The following is a 25,032-nucleotide window of genomic DNA, read 5'->3' as shown; positions in this document are numbered from 1 at the left end:
AAGTATATCCCGATGAGCTGACATAAGTCGGTGATTCGGATGTGTGAGAACCGCTAACACCGCCGTAATTTCAAGTACAAAAGGAATAAACAGTGATACCCACTCTCAGAAGAAGATGCAATTGATTACGTGTGAACTGCGGCACATTACGCATTATCTTTGGTGAACTACCCGACTATCTCACTTACCTGATAAACTGTGTACTGGACATTACAGATTAATCTATTCTTTAATATCAGCGGGTATCTATATGAAAGTAGGCATTATTGGTGCAATGGAACAAGAAGTCACACTGCTGCGTGACAAAATTGAAAATCGCCAAACCTTAGCACGCGCGGGTTGTGAGATTTACACCGGCAAACTCAATGGTGTTGATGTTGCCTTGCTGAAATCCGGTATTGGTAAAGTGTCTGCAGCGATGGGCACCACTCTATTGTTAGAGCATTGCCAGCCAGACATTGTTATCAATACCGGTTCTGCGGGTGGCCTAGCCTCTAGCCTGAAAGTCGGCGATATCGTGGTTTCTACTGAAGTCCGTTATCACGATGCCGATGTGACTGCTTTTGGCTATGAACCAGGGCAAATGGCGGGTTGCCCGGCAGCTTTCGTCGCCGCGCCTGAGCTGATTGCGCTGGCTGAAAGTTGCATCAAGACATTGAATTTAAATGCAGTGCGTGGCCTGATTTGTAGTGGCGATGCTTTTATCAATGGGGCAGCCCCTTTGGCCCGAATTCGCGCGACTTTCCCGAGTGTGGCGGCGGTTGAAATGGAAGCTGCGGCTATCGGCCATGTTTGCTATCTCTTCAAAACACCTTTCGTTGTGGTTCGCGCTATTTCTGACGTCGCAGATCAAGAGTCTCATCTGAGTTTTGATGAATTCCTGGTTGTCGCCGCAAAACAGTCAACTCTGATGATTGAAGCAATGTTAACTACACTGGCTCAGCGCGGTTAATGGTGCGACTCAATATTGCCCCCTTGGCACGAGCAACAATAATCCTGCCCCTGGCAGCGATATTATTGTTGCTCAGCCTGTTTACCAAATTAGCGCTGGCGGCAGAGCGGGTTATCAGTTTGTCTCCCAGCACCACTGAGTTGGCCTATGCTGCTGGGCTTGGGGATAAACTGGTTGCAGTAAGTGCTTACTCTGACTATCCCGAAGCGGCTAAAAAGCTGGAACATGTCGCTTCTTGGCAAGGGGTAAATGTCGAACGTATTTTGGCATTAAAGCCAGATTTGATCCTCGCATGGCGCGGAGGAAATCCACAACGCCCGTTGGATCAACTGGCTTCTTTTGGTATTCCGATCTTCTATTCTGATCCCGTTAATATTGATCAAATTGCAGATGATCTGGATAAACTGGCGCAATACAGCCCACATCCGGAGCAAGCACATCAGGCTGCGGAGCAATTACGTCAGGAAGTCATTGAGTTACGAAACAATAATGCCCGCAGTCAGCCGTTACGTACTTTCCTGCAATTTGGTACTCAACCGCTATTTACCAGTTCAGAACATACATTACAGAGCGAAGTTATTTCCCTCTGTGGTGGGGAAAATATTTTTGCGGGCAGCCGCGTGCCATGGCCTCAGGTCAGTCGTGAGCAAGTTATGACACGCCAACCACAGGTGATAGTGGTGAGTGGTGATAAGTCTCAGGCTGATAATATCCACACCTTTTGGCAGCCCCAGCTTACAGTACCGGTGATAACGCTCAATGAGGATTGGTTTAATCGTGCTGGCCCACGAATTGTGCTGGCCGCTAAACAACTGTGCCAACAAATGGCCAGTCTTCCATCCTCTGTGGCGGAGTCACATTAATGCTGGTCTATTGGCTGGATATTTTAGGTACTGCGGTATTTGCTATTTCTGGTGTATTGCTGGCGGGGAAGTTGCGCATGGACCCCTTTGGCGTGTTAGTTTTGGGTGTCGTGACTGCGGTTGGCGGGGGGACAATACGCGATATGGCCTTAGCTAATGGCCCCGTATTTTGGGTAAAAGATCCCACTGACTTGGTGGTCGCGATGGTAACTTGCCTGGCAACTATTTTGCTGGTGCGACAGCCACGACGAACACCAAAATGGATATTGCCCGTGCTGGATGCTATCGGCCTGGCGGTATTCGTGGGTATCGGGGTCAATAAAGCGTTTGCTGCCGATGCCAGCCCCTTAGTTGCTATCTGTATGGGTGTCATAACGGGTGTCGGTGGGGGAATTATCCGTGATGTATTAGCCCGCGAGATCCCAATGATCCTACGGACTGAAATCTATGCCACCGCCTGTATCATTGGCGGCATTGTGCATGCTACGGCGTTTTATACTTTTGGCATGCCGCTGCAACAAGCAATGATGCTCGGCATGGTGATAACTCTTGGCATTAGACTTGCCGCTATCCGCTGGCGTTTGAAACTGCCGACATTTGAAATCGAGCATTAGTTGTAAATATTCAGTTCCTGATTGCCAGACGTAGCATATATTTTATACAATGTACGTGCTTGTAGGCTCTTGCCGAGTCTACAAGGCTTCTTATTAGCGCTGTAATTTAAGATGAAATACGTATTTTAGTGTGAGTTAAATCTTCAAGTTTTTAAATAATTAGCCGATGTTTAGAGTTATCGCTACCGACTCGGGTGGCGGCAGTTAAAAATAATGTAGTTATAAAATCATGAAATATTTTATGTTGATGTTTTGGCTGGTCTTTCTTGTCAGTCCGTCGCTAGCCCAGGGGCTAAGCGGCACAATAGATTTACATCTGACTATAGTGCCATCTTGCCAGGTGCAATCGCCGAATCAAAACGAACACGTAGTGAATGATCCAAAAATGAATTATCCAGAAATACAGTGTCATAGAGGAAACGGATTGGTTGCGGAACCTAAAATCAGCCATTCTTTTATTGCATCAAATGACCCACATGTTAGCAAAACCCGTGCCGACCAGATGGCGCAATTGATTACTGTAGAATGGTAATATTCAGATATAAAAAAACCGCAGTTGTTAAAGCTGCGGTTTTTTTTATCGAAAATTTAGCCGTGCTCTTATACCCTAACTCATTGCTATTAAGAATAAATTGCTGTTAAGGGTAAATTAAATGCTGAAAGAAGAACCGCACCCACAAGTGCTCTTCGCATTTGGGTTTGTCACAATAAAGCGAGAACCTTCCAGCCCTTCGGTATAATCCACTGCACCGCCAACCAGATATTGCAGGCTCATTGGGTCAACGACCAGTTCAACACCTTGCTTTTCAATGGTCATATCACCATCGTTTATCTGGTCATCAAAAGTAAAGCCGTATTGGAACCCGCTGCATCCACCACCGGTGATGTAAACCCGCAGCTTCAGATTTGGATTTTCCTCATCAGAAATCAGCAGTTTCACTTTTTTTGCCGCTGCCTCGGTAAACTGCAGGGGCAGTACTGTTTCGTCGCTCATACTCATTACTCCCAACCGGTGTTCGAGGTGCAGGTTACTACAATGGCAGCCTGATCTGTATTTTGATTATCTAATACCCGAGTAGTTCATTCAAGTATTGTGGCCTAATGTTATATATTATCTACCTGTTTGAGTGCTACTTTCAACCACAGCTTGTTGCTCAGCAGCCTTTGCTGCCTGCTCTTGTCTTTGTAATGTGCGGGCTAAAATAGCTGAATACAAGGGCTTACCGCCCATAAATTGCGCTATTAAGGTCGCCCCCAGACAAGTCACTATCATGGGCAAAATGAGCTGATAATTATCGGTCATTTCCAACACCAGTACGATCCCGGTAAGAGGTGCCCGTACCGAGGCGGCAAACAGTGCCCCCATTCCAGCAATAGCAAAAGTACCTGCATCAATAGAGTATTCAGGGAAAAAGTGCGCGCAAGATAAGCCAAAAGCGGTTCCCAGAATAGTTCCCAGGGCCAACATTGGGGCAAATATCCCGCCCGGAGCACCAGAACCAAAACACAGCAAAGTGGTTATCACCCTGGCAACAAAGATAAAAAGCAACATACCAATACTGAAATTACCGGCTACCGCGATAGGAATTAATGCAAAACCACCCCCGACAGCTTCGCCGTGAATCAATGCGAGTAAACCACACATCCCCCCCAATAAACCGCCTATCAGCACCAGTTTGCGCCAGTCACCACCGTGAAAACGCATAAACATATCTTGAGAACGGAATATTAGCGCATTGAACATCACTCCCACTGCACCGAAAATAATGCCCAGCAACAGATAGAGCCACAAGGTATTCAGCGGCACATCACTGAGCTTGCCAACATCAATAATTGCGCGCTCACCATTAAAATAGCGGTAAACAATCGTTGAGGTTATCACCCCCACAAATACTGCTTTAATGGATACCAGGCTGTAGCGGAACTGCGAACGCATCTCTTCAATAACAAACAAGATTCCAGCCAGCGGAGCATTAAACGCGGCAGACAGCCCCGCAGCCGCACCGGTCGCTAATAAAGAGTGGCGAGCTTCAGAGCTGCGCAGACGGAAAATATCGACGATCATCCGCCCACTATTGGCCCCCATTTGCACCATTGGCCCCTCTCGCCCTAACACCATGCCAGCCCCGAGCGTACCAAGGCCACCAATAAATTTGACTGGAATGACCCGCCACCAGCGAACTGGCCGCATTTCTTCCATCGCCCCTTCTATTTCAGGTATCCCCGAACCACCGGCCTCTGGAGCAAAACGGCGCACCAGAAAATAACCTATCATTGCCAGCAATGCCGACATAATAAAAGCCAACGGCCACACTAAAATCGCATTGTTAGCAACCTTAGCGAGGGTCGCCAACCTTTCTTGCTGGATCCAATCGACGCCGCGATCAAAAGCAACCCCTAATAAACCGGTGACCACACCTACCACGGCCGCCATGATAAGGATAACTAAGGGTGTAGTATCACGATTAACCAAAGCATGGATAAAGCGACCACGTTTGACTTCTGAAATGCCTTCAGCAGGTATATTTTGCGTTGAATCAGTCATAGTTTTTATGCTTGTAAGTTGAATAATAAGTAATACAAATTCGCAATATGAGTCTAGCTTAGACGTTGAGAGTGTGCCTACTTAAACGCCAATGAAATGATCTTGCTCAGAAAAGGCTTTTTCTTCAGTTTGCGGCACATCGCGCATGCTAGCGGTTAAATATATCCAATCATTTGATAACCGCTGCCAGTTCTTTAGAATAAGCAGCATTGTTTATTGCCAAGGCTGATGTTGCCAATGTTAATGTCGCCCAATTCAGGAGCCGTTTTATGAGTAAATCCGAAAGTCTGTATGCCCAGGCAAAACAGCTAATCCCAGGCGGGGTTAACTCTCCGGTGCGCGCATTCAGCGGTGTCGGTGGCGTTCCATTATTCATTGAGCGAGCTGATGGCGCTTATTTATTTGATGTGGATGGTAAAGCCTATATTGATTATGTTGGCTCTTGGGGGCCAATGGTCTTGGGGCATAATCACCCGGCAATTCGTCAGGCCGTGATTGAAGCCGTCGAACGCGGTCTAAGCTTTGGTGCGCCAACAGAGATGGAAGTCAAAATGGCTGAATTGGTTACCAATTTAGTCCCCACGATGGATATGGTGCGAATGGTCAACTCCGGTACTGAGGCGACCATGAGTGCTATTCGTTTGGCCCGAGGCTTTACTGGCCGCGATAAAATTATCAAGTTTGAAGGTTGCTATCATGGCCATGCTGATTGCCTACTGGTAAAAGCCGGTTCGGGCGCCCTGACACTAGGCCAACCTAACTCGCCAGGTGTCCCCGCAGATTTTGCGAAGCACACGCTGACTTGCACCTATAATGATTTAGCCTCAGTGCGCGAAACCTTTGAACAATATCCGCAAGATATCGCCTGTATAATTGTCGAACCTGTCGCCGGTAACATGAACTGCGTTCCCCCTTTACCAGAGTTCCTCCCCGGCTTGCGCACATTATGTGATGAGTTTGGTGCGCTGCTAATTATTGATGAAGTCATGACCGGGTTTCGCGTGGCATTAGCCGGAGCGCAGGATTATTACGATGTTGTCCCTGATTTAACCTGTCTGGGTAAAATCATCGGCGGCGGTATGCCGGTAGGTGCGTTTGGTGGCCGTCGCGATGTCATGGATGCTCTGGCGCCAACAGGTCCGGTTTATCAGGCGGGTACACTATCCGGCAACCCAATCGCCATGGCGGCCGGTTTTGCCTGCCTGACAGAAGTTGCCCAAGTCGGTGTCCATGAAACCTTGACTGAATTAACGGACTCACTGGCAACAGGCCTGATCCATGCCGCGAAAGCAGAGAATATTCCATTGGTCGTGAACCATGTCGGCGGGATGTTTGGTTTATTCTTCACTGATGCCCCAACCGTGACTTGCTATCAGGATGTGATGAACTGCGACGTTGAGCGCTTCAAGCGCTTCTTCCATTTGATGTTAGAAGAAGGCATTTATCTGGCTCCTTCTGCTTTTGAAGCCGGCTTTATGTCAGTGGCGCACAGCAAAGAAGATATCCAGAACACAGTGGATGCCGCTCGCCGCAGCTTTGCTAAGCTTTAATCTCAATTAATTCGCCATCTCCCGGTCTGGGAGATGGCGAAAAAACAAAACTCATACTTGCTCAATTTTTATGTAACTAACTTAATATCGATTAATATTATAAAGTCTTTCAGATGGCTTTACTTATTACAGAATAGGCTACTATCTCAACTTAAGCCGTAGATATAATACTACCCAAAGCCGATGAAATAATTGATAAAATTTGGCTACCGCCCTTGTTTACGTAATAAATAAACAAAATACGGGGCACCAATAAACGTCGCCAATAAGCCCGCAGGGATCTGATTCGGGAATAACAGCATCCGGCCACACCAATCAGCAAAGACCATCAATAAACCACCCAAGATAGCTGCAATAAATAACTGTGGGATAGCACGACGGAAGCCCAGCATGCGGGCCATATGAGGTGCCATCAAACCGACAAAACTTAATGGCCCCACAGTCAATGTGGCCGCAGCCGTCATAGTGGCCGCCAGTAGCAAGATGGCTAACCGGCTGGGCGCAAGCGCAACACCGAGGGCTTTGGCTGTCACACTCCCCAAGGGGATAATCATTAGCCAACGGCGGCAAAGTGGGGCTAATGCAACCAAAACCAAGGCAATGGCACCGGTACTCAATGCTTGTGGCCCATCAACAGCATAGGTAGAACCTGAGATCCATGTCAGCAAACCACGCATCCGCGGATCACCACTGGCCAGCAACATGGTTATCACCGTGGTAAAAGCGGTGCTCAACGCAATCCCTGCCAATAACATGCGGCCGGGCGAGAACCCTCCGCGGCCCGCCACCACTAAAATCAGTAATAAGGTTGCCGCCGCCCCCAAACTCCCGGCAGGTAGTAGCCAAGCTAGCGCATTGCCCGGCACGATAAACATCATGATAACAACACCGAAAGACGCCCCGGAGCTTATCCCTAGCACCTCGGGGCTGGCCATTGGGTTACCCGTCAGTTTTTGAATTAATGTTCCCGCAACTGCCAGCATCACACCAGCGGCCAATGCAGCTAATACCCGTGGCCAGCGCCAGTGCAATAATGCCTGAATATCATCCCCGGAGAGCCAATTCCAACCATGACTATCACGACCAAACATGAGTGCCAGCGCTAAGCCGGCTAGCAATATCAGTAAACCGCCACTGAGCCATAAGCCCAGATACTGCCGCTCAGCAGGAACATTGTCGCCAAAATCCATACTGGGTACCGTCGCGCTATGCAGGCGAGGCAACAGCCATAATAAGAGTGGTGCGCCAATTAGCGCGGTGGCCGCACCCGTCGGAATTTCCTGCCAAACTTGTGCCAGCCAGATAAGGCTCTGATCCGTTACCCACAGCAGCAAAGCACCCAATATCGGAGCCAACATCAGACGTTGTGATAATCGGCGAGCACCCAAAATCCTTGCCAGTAAAGGAGCGAATAGGCCAATAAAACCAATGACACCGACAGCATTAACTAACATTGCGCTGAATAGGATTGCCACCCCTAACGCACTTAGCCGTGCTAACGATAACCCTAAACCCAGATTACGGGCGATACCATCATCCAGACCGAGCAAGGTTAAGGGACGAATCAATAAAGCAGCCAATACACCGGTTATCAGCAAGCGAGGCAGCAAAAACTGCACCGTGCTCCAATCTTGTTGATTCAGGGCACCGCTACTCCACAGGAACAATCCTTGCAGTTGATCATAATTGAATAGTGCCAGCAAGTTACTGACTGCACTGCAATAAAGTCCGAGAACCAACCCTGCCAATATCAGTGTAACTGGCGACATACGTTTGCCCCAGGCGACACCAAATACCAACACGCCAATAATGATACCACCGGCCATCGCGGCCAGTTGGCGGGTCAATTCACCACCGGGTAACATCCATAATGTCGCGATAGTCAGGCCAAGCTGAGCACCGGCCGCGACACCCAGAGTGGCCGGTTCAGCCAGTGGGTTGCGCAATACCTGCTGGAACAAAACCCCCACCAGCCCCAATCCGGCGCCGGTTAGCAGTGCCACCACCAACCGGGGAAGTTGGCTGTAATGGAATAGCATTTGGCGCACATCATCACTATCGGGCTGCCATAGTGCAGTGCCCCAGAGTGGGGCCGGCAGTACCTGACTAAAATTATACAGTGTTAATGCCACTGCAAAAATTAGCAGTAAGCCAAATAAGCTGGCAGGTAAAAGCCAACTTTTACGTGGATTTTTTGCCATCATGAAGATTGACCCCACGCTGACGTCAACAACCGTACAAATCGCATGGCTGACAATGTTGCGCCATAGAACCACACCGCGGGCAGTATCTGTAACTGATTTTGGCGAACAAATGACATGGACTGCCATAATGGCGTGCGGGTAACCTGTTGTAACATCTCACTATTACCATGGACAAAACACATTGCTCGCCCTGGTTTTACCGTGGCTAAACGTTCAATTCCCACGACAGCGCTGCCCCACATATTGGTCTCACCCTGCCAGGCATTTTTAATATTCAATTCGTTTAATACATCTTGGAATAAGCTGCCTTGGCCTATGACCAATGCGTGGCGAGTATCCAACAGGGAAAACATCAATAATGATGTCTCACGAGTATCAGAGAAGTGTTGCCGAGCAGTTTGCATAAAGCGGTTAAAATCAGCGATATGCTGCTCAGCAACCGTTTCCAACCCCAGCCGCTGGCCTAGCGCACGCAATGAGTGCTTACCAACTGCGAGCGGCGAACTGCCCTGTTGACTAAAAGCAAAGCTCATCGAAGGCGCTATCGGCGCAAGTTTTTCCGGCGAGGGGCCAAAACCTTCTGACATCAAAATCAGTGACGGAGCCATTTGTTGTAACAATTCCAAATTAGGTTCCGTACGCTGCCCTACATCAATCACACTGGCAGGTAATGCCGGTTCCTCAACCCATAACCGATAATTATGCGTATCCGCCACGCCATACGGTGTAACCCCGAGAGCCAGCAATAACTCCACAGGCAACCATTCGAGCGCGACAACCCTGCGACTATCAATTTTGGAGGAATTAGCCGCCCATCCGGGCAATGAATACAATAATGGTGACAAAGCCAATGCGGTGAGCAATCTGCGCCGTGTCAGGTCAGGTGACATTAAATCGGGCTGTTCCATGGGTAAATGCATTTTCATTAATATACGAAACTTACCGGCGCACCACCGGCCGGATGCGGCAATATTCCCATAGGAATACCGTAAATCTGTTCCAGTACAGCACCTTGCATCAGGCTATCCGCCGGGCCTTGCGCTATCATCTCGCCACCACGTAACGCCACCAAATGGTCGCAATAGCGGGCGGCCAGATTAATATCATGCAATACAGCAATAACGGTCAGGCCGCGCTCACGGCTAAGGCGCTGAATCAGCCCCAGCACCTCAACTTGATGAGCAATATCCAGCGCCGAGGTCGGCTCGTCGAGCAACAGGCACCGGCTATTTTGCGCCACCATCATCGCCAGCCATGCTCGCTGGCGTTCACCACCCGATAAACTGTCAACCAACCGATTTGCCAGTGGTTTTAAATCTACCAGCGCAATGGCTTCTTCCACCTGTTCACGATCCTCTTGACGAAAACGCCCGAGCGCGCCATGCCATGGATAACGGCCAATCGCTACCAGCTCACGCACTGTCATCCCTTCTGCTGCGGGCAATTGCTGTGGCAAATAGGCCACTTCACGAGCAAAGGCTTTGTTATCCCACTGAGATAAAGTCACCTCATTCAACAACACCTCGCCACTGGAGGGCGGTTGATGACGACCCAGCATTTTTAAGAGTGTCGATTTGCCGGAACCATTATGTCCAATAAGCCCGCAAACTTTTCCTTGTGGAAAGGTCAGTGACAATGGCTGCAATAAAGTTCGACCAGGAACTGAAAAACTCAGTTCACGGAGTGAAAATACGCTGGATTGGCTTGCCTGTTGGTCCAAGATGGTGCCCTGCGATTGAAAAAGTTAACGGGTGTAGTTGTTATTGCAACCCGAACGTTATCGATAAATAACGAGAAAGTGAATCGAAACGATAATAATTATCAAAGCGAGTAGTTTATGCGTAACCCACGGCGAACTGCAAGCGCAAAGCCAGACGATTTACTTGGGCGAAATACAGAAGATGAGTACACAGAGGTGGCCCTGCGGTGGCAAGTACGGCAGGGAGAGACTGGCACGGTCATGATTACCGTGCCAGCCGATAAAGCTTTACTGGCCGAACATGTCTTTAATCCAGCCCGCGACACCATCACCATCGGGTTTGGTTTGTTCCGCAGGTTGAGCCGCCTGACACAATCCTTGCGGATTTTCAGTCCAAACAGGGATTGAGCGCATGCCGCTGCCCTCACCGCAGACAAAATTCCCAGCCGAATCAATGTTCATCTGGCTAATCCCTTCTGGTGGCTGCAATACCAGCGGTAATGGAGTTTGATTCTCGAGATAGCGGCGATACAGCGTCAATGCGCCGTTAGCACCGGTCAATTTGGCCGGGCCATTATTGTCGCGCCCCACCCAGGCAATCGCCACTTCTTTGCCATCAATACCGGCAAACCAACTATCACGCAGATCATTGGTTGTACCGGTTTTGGCGGCCAGATTGTATTTTGAGAATTTCACCGATAATGAACGAGATGTCCCGCGGGCAACCCCTTGTTGCATTGCATAAAGAGTGAGATAAGCGGCCTGCGCAGGTACCATGCGCTCCGCCTGCGGGAAGCTCTGATACAACACGGTGCCGTCTTCGGCAATAACCGAGCGCACTGCGGATAATGGCGCGCGATTACCGCCACTGGCGATAGTCTGATATTCCTGCGCCACTTCAACGGGAGTCAAATCAATCGCCCCCAACAACATCGCCGGAACAGTATTAATGACCGCTTTCGGGATCCCCAGGCGTTGCAGCATGGCACTTATCTGATCCAACCCGACAGACATCCCCAGATTAACCGTCGGCACGTTCAGCGAGTTAGCTAAAGCATCAACCAGCATCACCTGACCACGGAACTGACGATCATAGTTTTTAGGCTGCCATGATGAGCCGTTGGGTAACTTAATCGACAGCGGCTGGTCGGATAGCCAGGTATTAAGCCGATATTTATCCGGCTCACTTAAGGCGGTCAAATAGGTCGGTGGTTTGGCGAGTGACCCCACTAAACGGCGAGCTTGCATAGCACGGTTAAAACCGGCAAATTGCGGCTGTGCGCCCCCGACCATGGCACGAACTTCACCACTGAAGCGGTCGACAATTACCATTGCCGCTTCTAAATCATCCAAATGACGGGCAGCTTTCAACGCTGGGATCCCATCTTCGATGGCTTTTTCTGCCGCGTCCTGTGACACCGGGTCTAGCGTGGTGAAAATTTTCACACCGGACAAGTCGTTAATCTTGTCGCCCAATTTCTGTTGCAACTCTTGACGCACCATCTGCATAAAAGCAGGTTGCGGTGTGATAACCCCACCTTTCGGCTGCACGCCCAATGGACGCGCGCTGAGCATGGTATACAGCTCTGCATCAATCACGCCCTGATTTTGCAATAAGCGCAGCACCAGATTACGGCGTTCGAGAGCCAAAGTCGGGTTACGCCATGGGTTATACAGAGAAGCCCCTTTCACCATCCCCACCAGCATGGCTTGCTGGTCGAGGCTCAATTCATTCACCGGACGACCAAAGTAATACAAGCTCGCCAATGGGAAACCGCGAATCTGATCACTACCACTTTGGCCGAGATACACTTCGTTCAGATACAGTTCCAGAATTCTGTCTTTGCTGTAGCGGTAATCGACCAGCAGAGCCATATAAGCTTCGTTAAGCTTACGCCACAGCGAACGCTCATTGGTCAGGAACAAGTTTTTGACCAACTGCTGCGTCAGAGTACTACCGCCCTGAACCGCCTTGCCGGCGGTCAGGTTAGCCACCACGGCGCGGCCAATGGAATATGGGCTGATACCATCATGCTCATAGAAATGGCGGTCTTCTGTCGCCAGCAAGGTATCAACCAGCAAATCAGGGAAACCAGCGCGCGGCACGAACAAGCGCTGTTCGCCATTAGGCGATTGCAGCATGGTGATCAACTTAGGATCAAGGCGCAGGAAACCAAAATCGCGTTGATTATCCAGGTTTTGGATCTGGGCCAGCCGATCATTTTTAAACACCAAACGCGCACGAATTTGGCCTTCTTTCGCATCCGGGAAATCAAATGGGCGACGCAAGATATCGATGCTGTCGCCCTGGACGGTAAACTCGCCAGGGCGAGTCATACGCGTAACCTGCCGGTATTGCATTCCCTCCAGCAAATCGATCATTTCTTTCTTGCTGTAAGACATCCCCGGCTCAAGGTTCACCATGCGGCCATAAACAGCGGCGGGCAATTGCCAAACCTTGCCGTCAATTCGGCTACGGATTTGCGAATCGAGGTAAACCCCATAAATAGCCAATACCACAGCGCCGACCAGGAACAGTTTGATAAATAACCCAAGCCAACGGCGTTTTTTACGGGGCGGACGTGATGCTACCTTTCTTGGCATCGGTTCTTCCTCGTCATCATCATAGTCATCATCGTCGTGGTCTTCGTCATCTAAATAGTCTTCTTCTTCGTATTCATCTTCATCACGCCGCCGGCGCAATGGCCGTTTCGGTGTAGCTTTGGGTTGGGCTTTCTTGCCCTTGCGCCCTATCGGCTCGCGGTCATCCCCAGACATGTCTTTCTCTCCACGCGCATTGGCGATTATTGCGGCTTAATGTGTTCCCCAATTCACATTCTGGAAAGGGGAAACATCTGAAATTATTGGCTCTCGGCCATATCCCTCAAGAACTTAGTGTTATTGCTAAGCGCGGCTTCAGCGATAGGAAGAGGATTGTCTTACTTATCCTGATACTTCTTGGTTCTGCGAGTTGGCCGGGTATTGGCGGGATCATCCGGCCAGACATGCTTGGGATAGCGCCCTTTCATCTCTTTTTGTACCTCGCGATAAGCTCCTTGCCAAAAAGCAGCTAAATCGCCAGTAATCTGCAGTGGCCGGTGTGCGGGTGAAAGTAACTCCAGCACCATCGCTACCCGCCCACTAGCCAGCATCGGACTGTGCTGCTCGCCAAAAACTTCCTGCAAACGCACCGCCAACACCGGTGGCCGATCGGCATAATAGCGGATTGGCAGACGGCTACCGGTCGGCACAGTGTAATGAGTTGGCAGCTCAGTATCCAGCCGTTGACGTAATTGCCAGCTCAACAAACGTGTCAACGCCTCCGCAATATTCACCTGCCGTAACCCTCGGAAATCCCGCACGCCGGACAGTGAGGGCTGCAACCATAGCTCAAGTTTATCCAGTAAAAAGTCGTCATCTACCGCAGGCCATTTCTCTTCGGGCAACCAACGGCTGGCACAGTGTAAGCGGGTGCGAAGCTGCTGTGCATTTTCATCCCAACTCAGTACCTGCAAACCCTGCTCGCGCACCCAGTTTAACAAGGCGGATTGCAATGCTTCATCACTCGGTTTCGCTAAGGGCTGTGTCCGCAATGTCAGCCGCCCAATTTGCCAGCGCCGCCAGGCACGCAATGTCCCCTTTTCTTCATCCCACTCGACGACTGTCCGCTCTTCAACCAAACGGGGTAATTGTTTTGCCAGTAACTCAACATCAATAGGTAACGCCAGTAAAATGCGCGCGTCCGGCCCGCTGCTGCTTTGTAATAAGCTGGCGGCCACCAGCCAAGGTGCTCGTGATAGCGCCTCGTCTTGCGCCATAGCAGCGCCCATACCATTAGCCAGCAGATAGCGCCCATCCTGCCCGCGTTGTTGTGCGATGCGGTCCGGATAAGCCAATGCCAACAATTGACCCGCAATGTCACTGTCTATAACTCCCACGCGAGCATTAATTCTTTGTGTCAGTTGTCTCGCCCGGCGCTGCCAGTGCGGTTGTGGACGGCTCAGCCAGTCATGTAAATCAATTTGCCCGGAACGAGGAGGCTCCTCCAGAATTGCGTCTAATAACGCCGCGGTCGCCAATGCATCCGGACTTTGCCCGGCGGCAAAACACAACATAGCGGCCAGGCGCGGCTCACACCCCAAACTGGCCATCACTCGCCCCGTGCCCGTGAGCTGCTCGTGTGAATCAATAGCCCCTAAGTTCCGCAATAAATTGCGGGCCACCGCGAGTGCCGCTTGAGGCGGCTTATCAAGCCAATTGAGTTGTGCCACATCCTGACATCCCCAATTAAGCAGTTCCAACCACAAGCTACATAAATCACTGTTAAGAATTTCGGGTTCACTGTATTCCGCGGCTCGCTCGGCCTGTTCTTTAGCAAACAAATGCCAGCAGATTCCCGGTTCCAATCGCCCGGCGCGACCAGCGCGCTGCACCATCGAAGCCTGACTGATGCGCTGAGTGACCAATCGGGTGAGGCCGTTTTTGACATCAAAGCGCGCCACCCGTTCCAACCCGCTATCAACCACCAGCCGAATACCCTCAATCGTCAAACTGGTTTCAGCAATATTGGTCGCCAGCACCACTTTGCGCCGTCCAGTTGGTGCCGGCTGAATGGCTTTCTGCTGTTCACTGAGCGCAAGAGCGCCATACAGTGGGCAAAGATCCGTGTCACTGGCAACGTCACCTTGTAACCGCTCCACAACGCGATGAATCTCCCCGACGCCAGGTAAAAATAACAGCAAAGAACCCGATTGTTCGTTTAATAAGCGCTTAACACGATTGGCAACCCCATCCTCCAGCCGTTCATGACTTGATAAAGGCTGGTAGCAGCGCTCGACGGGAAAACTGCGTCCCGCAGAAACAATCGCGGGAGCTAATGGCAATAATGCAGAAAGGCGTTGGTTATCCAGCGTTGCGGACATTATCAGCAGTTTCAGATCATCACGTAGCCCTTGCTGCACATCCAGCAACAGCGCCAGTGCCAAATCGGCTTGCAAGCTGCGTTCATGGAACTCATCAAGAATGACCAACGAGACTCCCGTCAGCTCGGCATCTTGCTGAAGCATGCGGGTCAAAATACCTTCGGTGACCACTTCCAGACGTGTATCTGGCCCACTTTTACTTTCGGCACGCATCCGATAGCCCACGGTCTGACCCGGCTGTTCACCCAATTGTTGGGCCAAACGATAAGCCACATTTTTCGCCGCTAATCGCCGAGGTTCCAGCATGATTATCCGGCCGGGCAAGCCCCCCAGTTGCAAGATTTGCAGTGGCAGCCAAGTCGATTTACCGGCCCCAGTGGGGGCATGGAGCAGAACTTGCGGGGAGGTTTGCAGCGCGGCCAAAAGCGCATCAAGCACTTCACTTACTGGCAAAACGACCTTCGCCGCATCACTTTCATTCAAACTCACCACCACATTCTTCCCCATACTCTCTACTTTCATCATCAGCCATTGTAACATCATGGCCGTATAGCGTATTTAGCCGAGTGATTATGCCAGCCTAATGATTAATACTGTTGATAAAACCATGAATAAACGCCTATTTTTTGCGCTGTCGCTGCCCGATACCGTGCAGCAGAACATTGTGCAATGGCGAGCAGATAACTTCCCGTCAGAAGCGGGACGCCCTATTGCGGCGGCGAATCTCCACCTGACACTGGCGTTTCTCGGTGAGGTCAGTCTGGGCAAAGCGCAAATATTGCAACAACAAGCCGGGCGAATCAGTCAGTCAGGTTTTAATGTGACGCTGGATGATATTGGCCACTGGCCCAGCTCCGGAGTAGTCTGGCTCGGATGTAAAAATCCCCCGCGAGGGCTGTTGCAGTTGGCTCAATTATTGCGTTCTCAAGCTGCACGCAGTGGCTGCCACCAAACACCGTTGCCATTTCATCCCCATGTGACCTTGTTCCGCGGAGCTATTCGCCCTGTCACTATCCCGGCTAAAACCACCAACGAAAGCTTCCGGGCGAACCATTTTTCGTTGTATGAGTCGGTATATGCGCGCGGCCGCACTCGTTATAACATTGTGCAAAGCTGGCCATTGGCTGGTACAGAAAGGACTTCCGATGTCATCTAAGCCCCAGCTACTGACTTTTGCTCCTCGGTTACAACCCGCCACACTTATCCTGCGGTATAAACGCTTTTTAGCTGATATTGTGACGCCCGCCGGAGAAACATTAACTATTCATTGCGCTAATACGGGAGCAATGACTGGTTGTGCCACACCGGGGGATACGGTTTGGTATTCAACCTCGGATAACCCAAAACGTAAATATCCCCATAGTTGGGAGTTAACTCAAACCCAAACCGGTGATTGGATCTGCGTAAATACCCTACGTGCCAATGAGTTAGTCAGTGCTGTGATAGATAATAATTATATTGTTGAATTATCTGGTTACACTTCTGTCAAAAGAGAGGTTAAGTATGGGGATGAGAACAGCCGTATAGACTTGTTATTGCAGGCAGAAAATAGGTCTAACTGCTATATTGAAGTCAAGTCGGTTACCTTATTACAGCAACAATGTGGGTATTTCCCGGATGCCGTCACTCTACGGGGTCAGAAGCATCTCAGGGAGCTGCAAAACATGGTTGCCAACGGTCACCGGGCGGTACTTTTTTTTGCCGTATTGCATACGGGCATCAGGCAAGTTGCCGCGGCCCGACACATTGACAATCGCTATGCAGAATTGCTGGCCCAGGCTCAGCAAGCAGGAGTGGAGGTTATTTGCTACGGTTTTCAACTATCGCCTGACGGTATTGCGCTGGATGCGCGCCTACCGTTATTACTGGACGAAACACCAAATCCATAACGCTGAATAAAGAAGCGATTATTGGATAAAGTTGCTCGCCAAATACGCCTTCCTTCACACCATTGTCAAGCAGGCGACAGGAATAATTGCCAACCTACCTTCCTTCTGTTATTTATAGCGGCCTGATTTTTCCCCGTATTGGGGATTTCGATAGTGCGTATGAATGTAGGAGAAGCATCATGCAAGAAGGGCAAAAACGTAAAACCTCGTCCTTGAGCATTCTCGCCATCGCTGGGGTAGAACCATACCAAGAGAAGCCAGGCGAAGAGTATATGAATGCCGCCCAATTGGCGCATTTCAAGCTTATTCTTGAAGCATGGCGCAACCAGCTCAGGGATGAAGTGGACCGTACTGTATCGCACATGCAAGACGAAGCTGCTAATTTCCCAGATCCGGTGGACCGTGCCGCGCAGGAAGAAGAGTTCAGTCTTGAGCTTCGTAACCGCGACCGCGAGCGTAAACTGATTAAAAAGATCGAGAAGACGCTGAAAAAAGTCGAGGATGACGATTTCGGTTTCTGCGAATCTTGTGGCGTAGAGATCGGCATTCGCCGTCTGGAAGCACGGCCAACTGCAGATTTGTGCATTGACTGTAAAACCTTGGCCGAAATCCGCGAAAAGCAGATGGCAGGCTAACGCAGCAATAATCTGTATATCCAAAGAAGTTGGAGCTATAGGTAGGCAGCAAGCAAGCGAATCCCACTGAGCTTATCAAGTAAGTCATTCGGGTAAGAAAGTGTCGCTAACAACCCTACAGCTCCAAGTACGAAGGGTATGACACGGTGCCAGAGCCCTCTCCGGCACCGCATTTATTACACTGGATCTTCCTTCCCTTTTATGTCCGAAGATATCAATACTCAGCAAGCTGAGCCGAAACGCACTCCGTATGTCGGGCGCTTTGCGCCGTCCCCGTCTGGTGATTTGCATTTCGGTTCGTTGATTGCTGCATTGGGAAGTTACCTGCAAGCTCGCTCTGAAGGCGGGCGCTGGCTAGTTCGCATTGAAGATATTGATCCCCCAAGAGAAATCCCTGGTGCTGCGGCGCGTATTTTAGCCGCGCTTGATCACTATGGCCTCCATTGGGATGGCCCGGTTATTTATCAATCTCAGCGCCATAACGCCTATCGCGCGACCTTAGACTGGCTGAAGCAACAAGGGCTAAGTTATTACTGCACCTGTACCCGCAGCCGAATTCAGCAAATTGGCGGTTTTTACGATGGATATTGCCGTGACCGCCATTTGCCTGCTGCCAGTGCCGCTATTCGTTTACGACAGACTCATCCGGTTTACACCTTTTGTGATAAATTACTTGGTGAGTTGCATGCTGTGCCCGCGCTGGCCGAAGAAGATTTTATTATTCGTCGTCGTGATGGCCTGTTTGCCTATAACTTGGCAGTGGTGGTTGATGATGCTTTTCAGGGCGTGACCGAGATTGTGCGCGGTGCAGATTTAATCGAGCCAACGGTGCGCCAGATAGCCCTCTACCAGCAGTTACAACAACCAGTACCTTGCTATTTGCACTTGCCACTGGCGCTGAACCATGATGGTAATAAGCTCTCTAAGCAAAATCATGCGCCGCCGCTGCCCCATGGCGACCCGCGCCCGATTTTGGTTGAGGCACTAAAATTTTTGCATCAACCCCAGCCAGAATGCTGGCAAGATCTTGATTTGCCGTTATTATTACGTTTTGCAGTCGAAAACTGGGACTTGGCAGCAATTCCGCTTCAGGGGGCGATAGTTGCCACTGAAAACACAACGGCATTCTCAAAGGAAGCACGGTGAGCTATGATTAGCCGCTGTTTTTCTGTTGTTCTGTAATTTATTAGCCACTATCGAGGTGTACCATTTTTACCCGAGTAGCCAATTTCTGCCGTAAGGTACTGATTCGCGATGATAAATCAGCTCGCGATAGCAAAGCTGTCCGTGATGACACGGCCCGTGATAGCAGTGCCCGTAAAGATATAGTGCACGGTGAAGATAACGTGGCCCGCAAAGAGAGAAGGCCTGCCAGAACAAATACTGGCCGCAAGAATCATGCGGAGCCTGCTTCACAACAGGGCTCGATGACAATTATTCCGCGAGACCAGCACAATATTTCCCGTAGAGATATCAGTGATAATGCGCTGAAGGTTCTCTATCGCCTGAATAAATCAGGTTATGAAGCTTATCTGGTTGGTGGCGGTGTCCGTGACCTGCTGCTGGGTAAGAAACCGAAAGATTTTGATATCACCACCAGCGCCACACCAGAGCAAGTGCGAAAATTATTCCGCAACTGCCGTTTGGTCGGCCGCCGTTTCCGTCTGGCACATGTGATGTTTGGCCCGGAAATCATTGAAGTTGCGACTTTTCGTGGTCACCACGAGCAGCAACAAGCGGAAGATAGTGACAAGAATTCTTCCCAACAGGCACAAAATGGCATGCTGCTGCGTGACAACATTTTTGGCACTATTGAAGATGATGCCCAACGCCGTGATTTCACCATCAATAGCCTCTATTACGGTATTTCTGATTTTGCACTGCGTGATTACACCGGTGGTTTGCGTGATCTGAAAGAAGGTATTATTCGTCTGATTGGCGATCCTGAAACGCGCTATCGCGAAGATCCGGTGCGGATGCTGCGCGCTGTTCGTTTTGCCGCCAAGCTGGATATGACTATCAGCCCGGAAACAGCAGAGCCGATCCCTCGTCTGGCCTCATTGCTACACGAGATCCCACCCGCTCGCCTGTTTGAAGAGTCACTCAAATTGTTGCAATCGGGCTATGGCTATAAAACCTATTTAAAATTGTGTGAATACCAGCTTTTCCAGCCGTTATTCCCACTCATTGCCCGTAATTTTACCGAGCATCATGACTCGCCGATGGAACGTATTTTAGTTCAGGTACTGAAAAATACTGACCATCGTCTGCATAATGATAAGCGCGTCAATCCTGCTTTCTTATTTGCCGCTATGCTTTGGTATCCACTGATCGAACATGCGCAGAAGCTGACACAAGAAAGTGGTTTGGCTTACTACGATGCTTTCGCACTGGCAATGAATGACGTGCTGGATGAAGAGTGCCGTTCACTGGCGATTCCAAAACGTATTACCTCATTGGTGCGAGATATTTGGCTGCTGCAATTGCGCCTGTCACGCCGTCAGGGCAAACGTGCGCACAAGTTGATGGAACATCCAAAATTCCGTGCAGCTTACGACTTACTGGTGCTACGCGCAGAAGTAGAAAACAACCACGAACTACAGCGCCTCGCACAGTGGTGGGGTGAATTCCAGGAAGCAACGCCGCTACAGCAAAAGAATATGCTAAATACTTTAGGGGCTGATCCGGCGCCGCGACGGTCTCGCCCTCGCCGCCCACGTAAGCCAGCACCACGTAAAGAAGGGGCATAATACGCACCATGATCCGGGTCTATATTGCGCTGGGCAGTAATCAGTCCATGCCACTGCAACAGGTCAAAACCGCACTGGAAGCGCTGGAGCATCTGCCGCGCACCCGGCTGGTGGCCTGTTCGCCGTTTTATCGCACTAAACCGTTAGGCCCGCAGGATCAACCGGATTTCCTTAATGCGGTCGTGGCGTTAGATACCGCCCTGCCACCAGAACAATTGTTAGATAGCACCCAAGCCATTGAGCGCAATCAGGGGCGGGTGAGGAAAGAACAGCGCTGGGGGCCACGGACTCTGGATCTTGATATTATGCTGTATGGCGATCAGGTGATAAAAACCGATCGCCTTATCGTGCCGCATTATGGTCTGAAAGAGCGAGAATTTATGCTCTACCCACTGGCTGATATCGCCCCTGACCTTATTTTCCCCGACGGCGAATCACTGTCAGAACGCCTTAAACTCGTGGATAAAAATGGCCTGGTGCCTTGGTAACCGACCAAACCCAACACGCCATATACCTATCTGATATCCCGCCATTTTAACCTACCGTCTCAGGAGAAAGAGTGATGAAAGCCACTACCATGAGCCACTTGCGCCAATGGAAACTCGAGAAGCGTAAGTTCGCCACACTGACTGCCTATGATGCCAGCTTTGCTCAGCTATTTGCTGAACAGGGAATCGAGGTTCTGCTGGTGGGTGATTCGCTCGGTATGACATTACAAGGATTCGATTCTACTCTGCCGGTCACAATTGCGGATGTGGCTTATCATACTCGCGCCGTGCGCCGTGGTGCCCCACATTGCCTGTTATTGGCAGACATGCCTTTCATGAGTTATGCCACTCCAGAACAAACATTTACCCATGCCGCTGAACTGATGCGTGCCGGGGCTAATATGGTCAAACTGGAAGGCGGCAGTTGGTTGTGCGACACCATTCGCATGTTGGCCGAACGCGCTGTTCCGGTGTGCGGGCATTTGGGATTAACACCGCAGTCTGTCAATATTTTTGGCGGTTACAAAGTGCAGGGCCGCGAAGAAGTCGCAGCCAATCAGCTTTTGAAAGATGCTCAGGCGCTTGAAAATGCAGGCGCACAATTGCTGGTTCTGGAATGTGTCCCAGTGGAACTGGCACAGCGAGTGACTGAGGCGCTGGCAATCCCGGTGATTGGTATTGGCGCTGGCAATGTTACCGATGGGCAGATTCTGGTTATGCATGATGCCTTGGGCATTACTGGGGGTCATACACCTAAATTCAGCAAAAACTTCCTGGCGCAAAGTGCGGGTGATATTCGTGCTGCAATTAAGCTTTATATTCAGGAAGTTGAGAGCGGTGTTTATCCCGCCGAAGAACATACTTTCCAGTAGTTTTTTATGGATAAATATTCAGGGGAATTGGGAATGCTGATTATTGAAACCTTGCCGCTGTTACGTCAGCAAATTCGCCGCTGGCGGCAGGAAGGCAAGCGAGTTGCTTTGGTGCCCACCATGGGTAATTTGCACGAAGGGCATATGACATTAGTGGAAGATGCCAAAACGCGTGCCGATGTTGTCGTCGTGAGTATTTTTGTCAATCCACTGCAATTCGAACGACCAGATGATTTGGCGCGCTACCCGCGTACATTGCAGGAAGATTGCGAGAAATTAACCCGCCACGGTGTGGATTTAGTGTTTGCCCCCGCCGCCGCAGATGTCTACCCAGCGGGCCTTGATACTCAGACTTATGTCGACGTCCCTGCCCTGTCTACCATTTTGGAAGGCGCCAGCCGCCCCGGCCATTTCCGTGGGGTGTCGACTATCGTCAGCAAGCTGTTCAATCTGGTTCAACCGGATGTGGCCTGTTTTGGCGAAAAAGATTACCAACAACTGGCACTGATCCGCAAAATGGTGGCGGATATGGGCTATGACATCAATATTGTTGGCGTGCCAATTGTGCGCGCCAAAGATGGCCTGGCACTGAGTTCCCGTAATGGATATCTGACTGCCGAAGAGCGCAAAATTGCGCCGCAGCTTTATAAGATAATGCAGACATTGGCTGAGAAACTCGCCATGGGTGAGCGGCAAATTGATGATTTATTGGCGGATACCGCAGAGCAATTGCTTCATGCTGGTTTTACGCCAGATGAACTGTTTATTCGCGATGCCCAATCCTTGCAGCCGCTGACAGTTGATAGCAAACAGGCCGTCATTCTCATGGCTGCCTGGCTAGGTAAAGCTCGCCTGATTGATAATCAACAAGTTGATTTACATAATTAATTTCAAAAATCAGATTGTGGTGAAACGGGCATATAAAGTCAGTCATAGACAACTGATATAAAATCAGCAAAACTGAGTGCTTCTCCCTAAATCGGTCGATGATGGGATAGGGTGCCAGACTTATTCTGGGCAATAACCGGGGTCAAAGGTAAGAGTTATGATACGCACTATGTTGCAAGGCAAACTGCACCGGGTGAAAGTCACTCAAGCTGATTTGCACTATGAAGGTTCCTGCGCTATTGATCAGGATTTTCTGGAAGCCGCTGGGATTTTGGAATACGAAGCCATTGATATTTATAACGTTGATAATGGTCAGCGTTTTTCAACTTATGCCATTGCCGCCGAACGCGGCTCGCGGATTATCTCAGTGAATGGTGCGGCAGCGCGCTGCGCCTGTGTTGGTGATAAATTGATAATCTGTTCCTATGTCCAGATGTCTGATGCTGATGCCCGCCTGCACCACCCAAAAGTGGCGTATTTCGAAGGTGAAAATCTGCTGCAACGCAAAGCTAAAGCTGTACCCGTTCAGGTCGCTTAATAGCCGTCGGACGCGAAGTTGCACAATAAGAAAAGGCGCTTAACTAAAGCGCCTTTTTCATATCTTAATATCACACTGTGAAATAGCTAATCAGATTCCATCACCGCAGGCGCGGCGGCAACCGGCTGACCAGGTTCATTTGCAATACGCTCCGCCATCGTCGGAATGGAGTCCGTACGCAGAATATAAAGCCGCTTGAGGGTATACGGGTTATCACCGGGTTTAACCTTGCCCTGCATCGTCGTTACCGCCAAATGGAAACCAGCAGTTTTAGCAGCATCAATCGCGGTTTGATTAAAGCCACCGAACGGATATGACAGAAAAATTACGTGCGGATTAAACTGCGATAATGCGCGGCGAGAGTGCTCAAAATCAAAAATTATATTGTGAGAAGAACGGCTCAATAAGATTGGATTGCGTTTATTATCCGTCCGGTGCAAAAAGTGTGTATGAGATTGAATATCAAATACATCCTGAATCTCTTTCAATTCAGAAATACTCATAAACTGTAATGAGTCCGGATTCCACTTCTGGGGGTGGCGTTTAATACGCGATGAAATAATAAATGCCGTAGCCCGGAAGCCGTTTTCTTTCAAAATCGGATAAGCATAGCGATGGACTGATTTAAGGCCATCATCAAATGTCAGCACCACGACTTTCCCTGGCAGGTTAATTTTGTTATTGAGATAACCTTCAAGCTGATAAAGAGAAATAGTGTCGTAACCGGTCTGTTTGAGATAGGTCATCTGGTTACTGAACGCGGCATCAGAGGTCGTCGTCGAGGTATTCAGAAAACGTTTATTTTCCTCATTTTGCAGCATATGGTGATAAGTCAGGATAGGAATGCCATTATCTATTTCGGCATCACTGCTGCTGACATAACCCAAACGATCGCCAATATTAACCTGATACCAAGTATTACTTAGCCGGTCTTTCAACTTACCCACAATCGGGTAGCGCAGGTTCTCTACCAAGGTCGCAAATTGTTCGCTATCGACATCTGCCGCCAAATAAACCGGTGTTTCGCGCTTGATAATAATATTTTGATTCGGCAGAGGTTTATTCAAATCCCCCAATATATCATTGTTTTTTCGCGCTTTATTGATATCACGTAAATCGTCTTTATCAATAAAGCCGATACCGTTACCAAATTTAAACTCATAGTATTCTGCCGCTGCGGGTAAAACCTGAATAAGTTGATCTTCTTTCATCTCGCCCACAGGAATGACCTGCTCGCCAACCAACGAATATATTTCGCTGTCACGGGCTGTCACCATATATTTAGGGGTAAGAACCGCTTCATCTGGCAGAAGGTCTGCATGGGTTGCCGGCATCATTACCGACATGACAATACCGAGTAGCATCCCAATAGCTATTCTGTTTTTATGCCACATTATCGTTCTACTTATGCGCATTCGGCGCTGAATTGAAAGGGGGAAAATCTGGTGCGCCAGCATAGCACGAGACACCTGAAGTTGAGAAAGACGATATTAGACGGGGACATTATTTATTACGATTAAATTCCAGCATTAACAACAATTAACTAACTAATGATTTACCCGCAATGCCTAAAACTTATTCAAAATCGGTGACGTTACAGGGGTTAAATAGCTGCACACCACT

22 protein-coding genes are annotated in these 25,032 nt (G+C 49.7%); 14 read left to right on the top strand and 8 right to left on the bottom strand.

All coding sequences use genetic code 11. The annotated features are described in order from the left end of the window. The first annotated feature begins 250 nt into the window (after positions 1-250). From mtnN to F0T03_RS04200, 4 genes are all read left to right on the top strand, one after another. On the top strand, positions 251-952 hold the full coding sequence (mtnN, locus tag F0T03_RS04215; RefSeq protein ID WP_145554298.1) for a 5'-methylthioadenosine/S-adenosylhomocysteine nucleosidase: 702 nt from the start codon (positions 251-253) through the stop codon (positions 950-952). Continuing rightward, complete coding sequence (gene btuF, locus F0T03_RS04210) at positions 952-1,815, top strand: vitamin B12 ABC transporter substrate-binding protein BtuF (RefSeq protein WP_162526870.1); 864 nt, start codon at positions 952-954, stop codon at positions 1,813-1,815. The genes mtnN and btuF overlap by 1 nt, the downstream gene beginning before the upstream one ends. Next, positions 1,815-2,429 carry a TRIC cation channel family protein gene (locus F0T03_RS04205; RefSeq protein WP_025379458.1) on the top strand — a complete coding sequence of 205 codons (615 nt, stop codon included), beginning with the start codon at positions 1,815-1,817 and terminating at the stop codon, positions 2,427-2,429. Before btuF ends, F0T03_RS04205 begins: the two co-directional genes overlap by 1 nt. A gap of 241 nt (positions 2,430-2,670) precedes the next feature. Next, positions 2,671-2,961 carry a hypothetical protein gene (locus tag F0T03_RS04200; protein WP_145562131.1) on the top strand — a complete coding sequence of 97 codons (291 nt, stop codon included), beginning with the start codon at positions 2,671-2,673 and terminating at the stop codon, positions 2,959-2,961. Between the two features lie 117 nt (positions 2,962-3,078). On the opposite strand, the gene erpA is transcribed toward F0T03_RS04200, so the two are convergent. Both erpA and clcA read right to left on the bottom strand, forming a co-directional pair. Beyond that, complete coding sequence (gene erpA, locus F0T03_RS04195) at positions 3,079-3,423, bottom strand: iron-sulfur cluster insertion protein ErpA (protein WP_004706254.1); 345 nt, start codon at positions 3,421-3,423, stop codon at positions 3,079-3,081. A 117-nt stretch (positions 3,424-3,540) separates the two neighbouring features. Continuing rightward, on the bottom strand, positions 3,541-4,974 hold the full coding sequence (gene clcA, locus F0T03_RS04190; protein WP_159677294.1) for a H(+)/Cl(-) exchange transporter ClcA: 1,434 nt from the start codon (positions 4,972-4,974) through the stop codon (positions 3,541-3,543). A 269-nt stretch (positions 4,975-5,243) separates the two neighbouring features. Here clcA and hemL point away from each other — a divergent pair, with 269 nt between their 5' ends. Then, positions 5,244-6,524 (top strand): glutamate-1-semialdehyde 2,1-aminomutase, encoded by a 1,281-nt coding sequence (hemL, locus tag F0T03_RS04185; protein ID WP_159677293.1) that lies wholly within the window; start codon positions 5,244-5,246, stop codon positions 6,522-6,524. Between the two features lie 206 nt (positions 6,525-6,730). Here the strand turns inward: hemL and fhuB are convergent, their stop codons facing one another. The 5 genes from fhuB to hrpB form a co-directional block, all read right to left on the bottom strand. Continuing rightward, positions 6,731-8,728 carry a Fe(3+)-hydroxamate ABC transporter permease FhuB gene (gene fhuB / locus F0T03_RS04180; protein WP_159677292.1) on the bottom strand — a complete coding sequence of 666 codons (1,998 nt, stop codon included), beginning with the start codon at positions 8,726-8,728 and terminating at the stop codon, positions 6,731-6,733. Next, a complete protein-coding gene (gene fhuD / locus F0T03_RS04175) occupies positions 8,725-9,654 on the bottom strand; it encodes a Fe(3+)-hydroxamate ABC transporter substrate-binding protein FhuD (RefSeq protein WP_159677291.1) in 930 nt (309 codons plus the stop codon). Before fhuD ends, fhuB begins: the two co-directional genes overlap by 4 nt. After that, the gene (fhuC, locus tag F0T03_RS04170) at positions 9,654-10,448 is read right to left on the bottom strand and encodes a Fe3+-hydroxamate ABC transporter ATP-binding protein FhuC (RefSeq protein ID WP_159677290.1); all 795 of its coding nucleotides are present in this window, start codon (positions 10,446-10,448) and stop codon (positions 9,654-9,656) included. The genes fhuD and fhuC overlap by 1 nt, the downstream gene beginning before the upstream one ends. A 267-nt stretch (positions 10,449-10,715) precedes the next feature. Next, positions 10,716-13,205 (bottom strand): bifunctional glycosyl transferase/transpeptidase, encoded by a 2,490-nt coding sequence (mrcB, locus tag F0T03_RS04165; RefSeq protein ID WP_145554314.1) that lies wholly within the window; start codon positions 13,203-13,205, stop codon positions 10,716-10,718. Positions 13,206-13,366: 161 nt separating this feature from the next. After that, the gene (gene hrpB / locus F0T03_RS04160; RefSeq protein ID WP_159680665.1) at positions 13,367-15,889 is read right to left on the bottom strand and encodes an ATP-dependent helicase HrpB; all 2,523 of its coding nucleotides are present in this window, start codon (positions 15,887-15,889) and stop codon (positions 13,367-13,369) included. A gap of 43 nt (positions 15,890-15,932) precedes the next feature. Between hrpB and thpR the strand changes: the two genes are divergently transcribed. The 9 genes from thpR to panD all read left to right on the top strand — a co-directional run bounded on the left by thpR (position 15,933) and on the right by panD (position 23,409). Then, on the top strand, positions 15,933-16,505 hold the full coding sequence (thpR, locus tag F0T03_RS04155) for an RNA 2',3'-cyclic phosphodiesterase (RefSeq protein ID WP_159677289.1): 573 nt from the start codon (positions 15,933-15,935) through the stop codon (positions 16,503-16,505). After that, positions 16,495-17,238 (top strand): DNA/RNA nuclease SfsA, encoded by a 744-nt coding sequence (gene sfsA / locus F0T03_RS04150; protein ID WP_159677288.1) that lies wholly within the window; start codon positions 16,495-16,497, stop codon positions 17,236-17,238. Before thpR ends, sfsA begins: the two co-directional genes overlap by 11 nt. A gap of 179 nt (positions 17,239-17,417) precedes the next feature. Continuing rightward, positions 17,418-17,873, top strand: coding sequence for an RNA polymerase-binding protein DksA (gene dksA / locus F0T03_RS04145; RefSeq protein WP_005156764.1), 456 nt, complete (start codon positions 17,418-17,420; stop codon positions 17,871-17,873). Between the two features lie 201 nt (positions 17,874-18,074). Further along, positions 18,075-19,019: a tRNA glutamyl-Q(34) synthetase GluQRS gene (gluQRS, locus tag F0T03_RS04140; RefSeq protein WP_159677287.1), complete on the top strand. Its 945-nt coding sequence runs from the start codon at positions 18,075-18,077 to the stop codon at positions 19,017-19,019. Between the two features lie 62 nt (positions 19,020-19,081). After that, positions 19,082-20,623 (top strand): polynucleotide adenylyltransferase PcnB, encoded by a 1,542-nt coding sequence (pcnB, locus tag F0T03_RS04135; RefSeq protein ID WP_145554322.1) that lies wholly within the window; start codon positions 19,082-19,084, stop codon positions 20,621-20,623. 8 nt (positions 20,624-20,631) lie between these two features. Next, on the top strand, positions 20,632-21,111 hold the full coding sequence (gene folK, locus F0T03_RS04130) for a 2-amino-4-hydroxy-6-hydroxymethyldihydropteridine diphosphokinase (protein WP_145554324.1): 480 nt from the start codon (positions 20,632-20,634) through the stop codon (positions 21,109-21,111). A 74-nt stretch (positions 21,112-21,185) separates the two neighbouring features. Continuing rightward, positions 21,186-21,983 (top strand): 3-methyl-2-oxobutanoate hydroxymethyltransferase, encoded by a 798-nt coding sequence (panB, locus tag F0T03_RS04125; RefSeq protein ID WP_162527011.1) that lies wholly within the window; start codon positions 21,186-21,188, stop codon positions 21,981-21,983. 33 nt (positions 21,984-22,016) lie between these two features. Beyond that, positions 22,017-22,871: a pantoate--beta-alanine ligase gene (gene panC / locus F0T03_RS04120; protein WP_159680663.1), complete on the top strand. Its 855-nt coding sequence runs from the start codon at positions 22,017-22,019 to the stop codon at positions 22,869-22,871. Positions 22,872-23,028: 157 nt separating this feature from the next. Continuing rightward, complete coding sequence (gene panD, locus F0T03_RS04115; protein ID WP_145554330.1) at positions 23,029-23,409, top strand: aspartate 1-decarboxylase; 381 nt, start codon at positions 23,029-23,031, stop codon at positions 23,407-23,409. An 86-nt stretch (positions 23,410-23,495) separates the two neighbouring features. On the opposite strand, the gene F0T03_RS04110 is transcribed toward panD, so the two are convergent. Then, the gene (locus tag F0T03_RS04110; protein WP_145554332.1) at positions 23,496-24,803 is read right to left on the bottom strand and encodes a polysaccharide deacetylase family protein; all 1,308 of its coding nucleotides are present in this window, start codon (positions 24,801-24,803) and stop codon (positions 23,496-23,498) included. Positions 24,804-25,032: the final 229 nt, after the last annotated feature.

It is taken from the genome of Yersinia canariae (genome assembly GCF_009831415.1).
Lineage (GTDB): Bacteria > Pseudomonadota > Gammaproteobacteria > Enterobacterales > Enterobacteriaceae > Yersinia > Yersinia canariae.
This window is presented reverse-complemented; position numbering and strand designations above follow the sequence as displayed.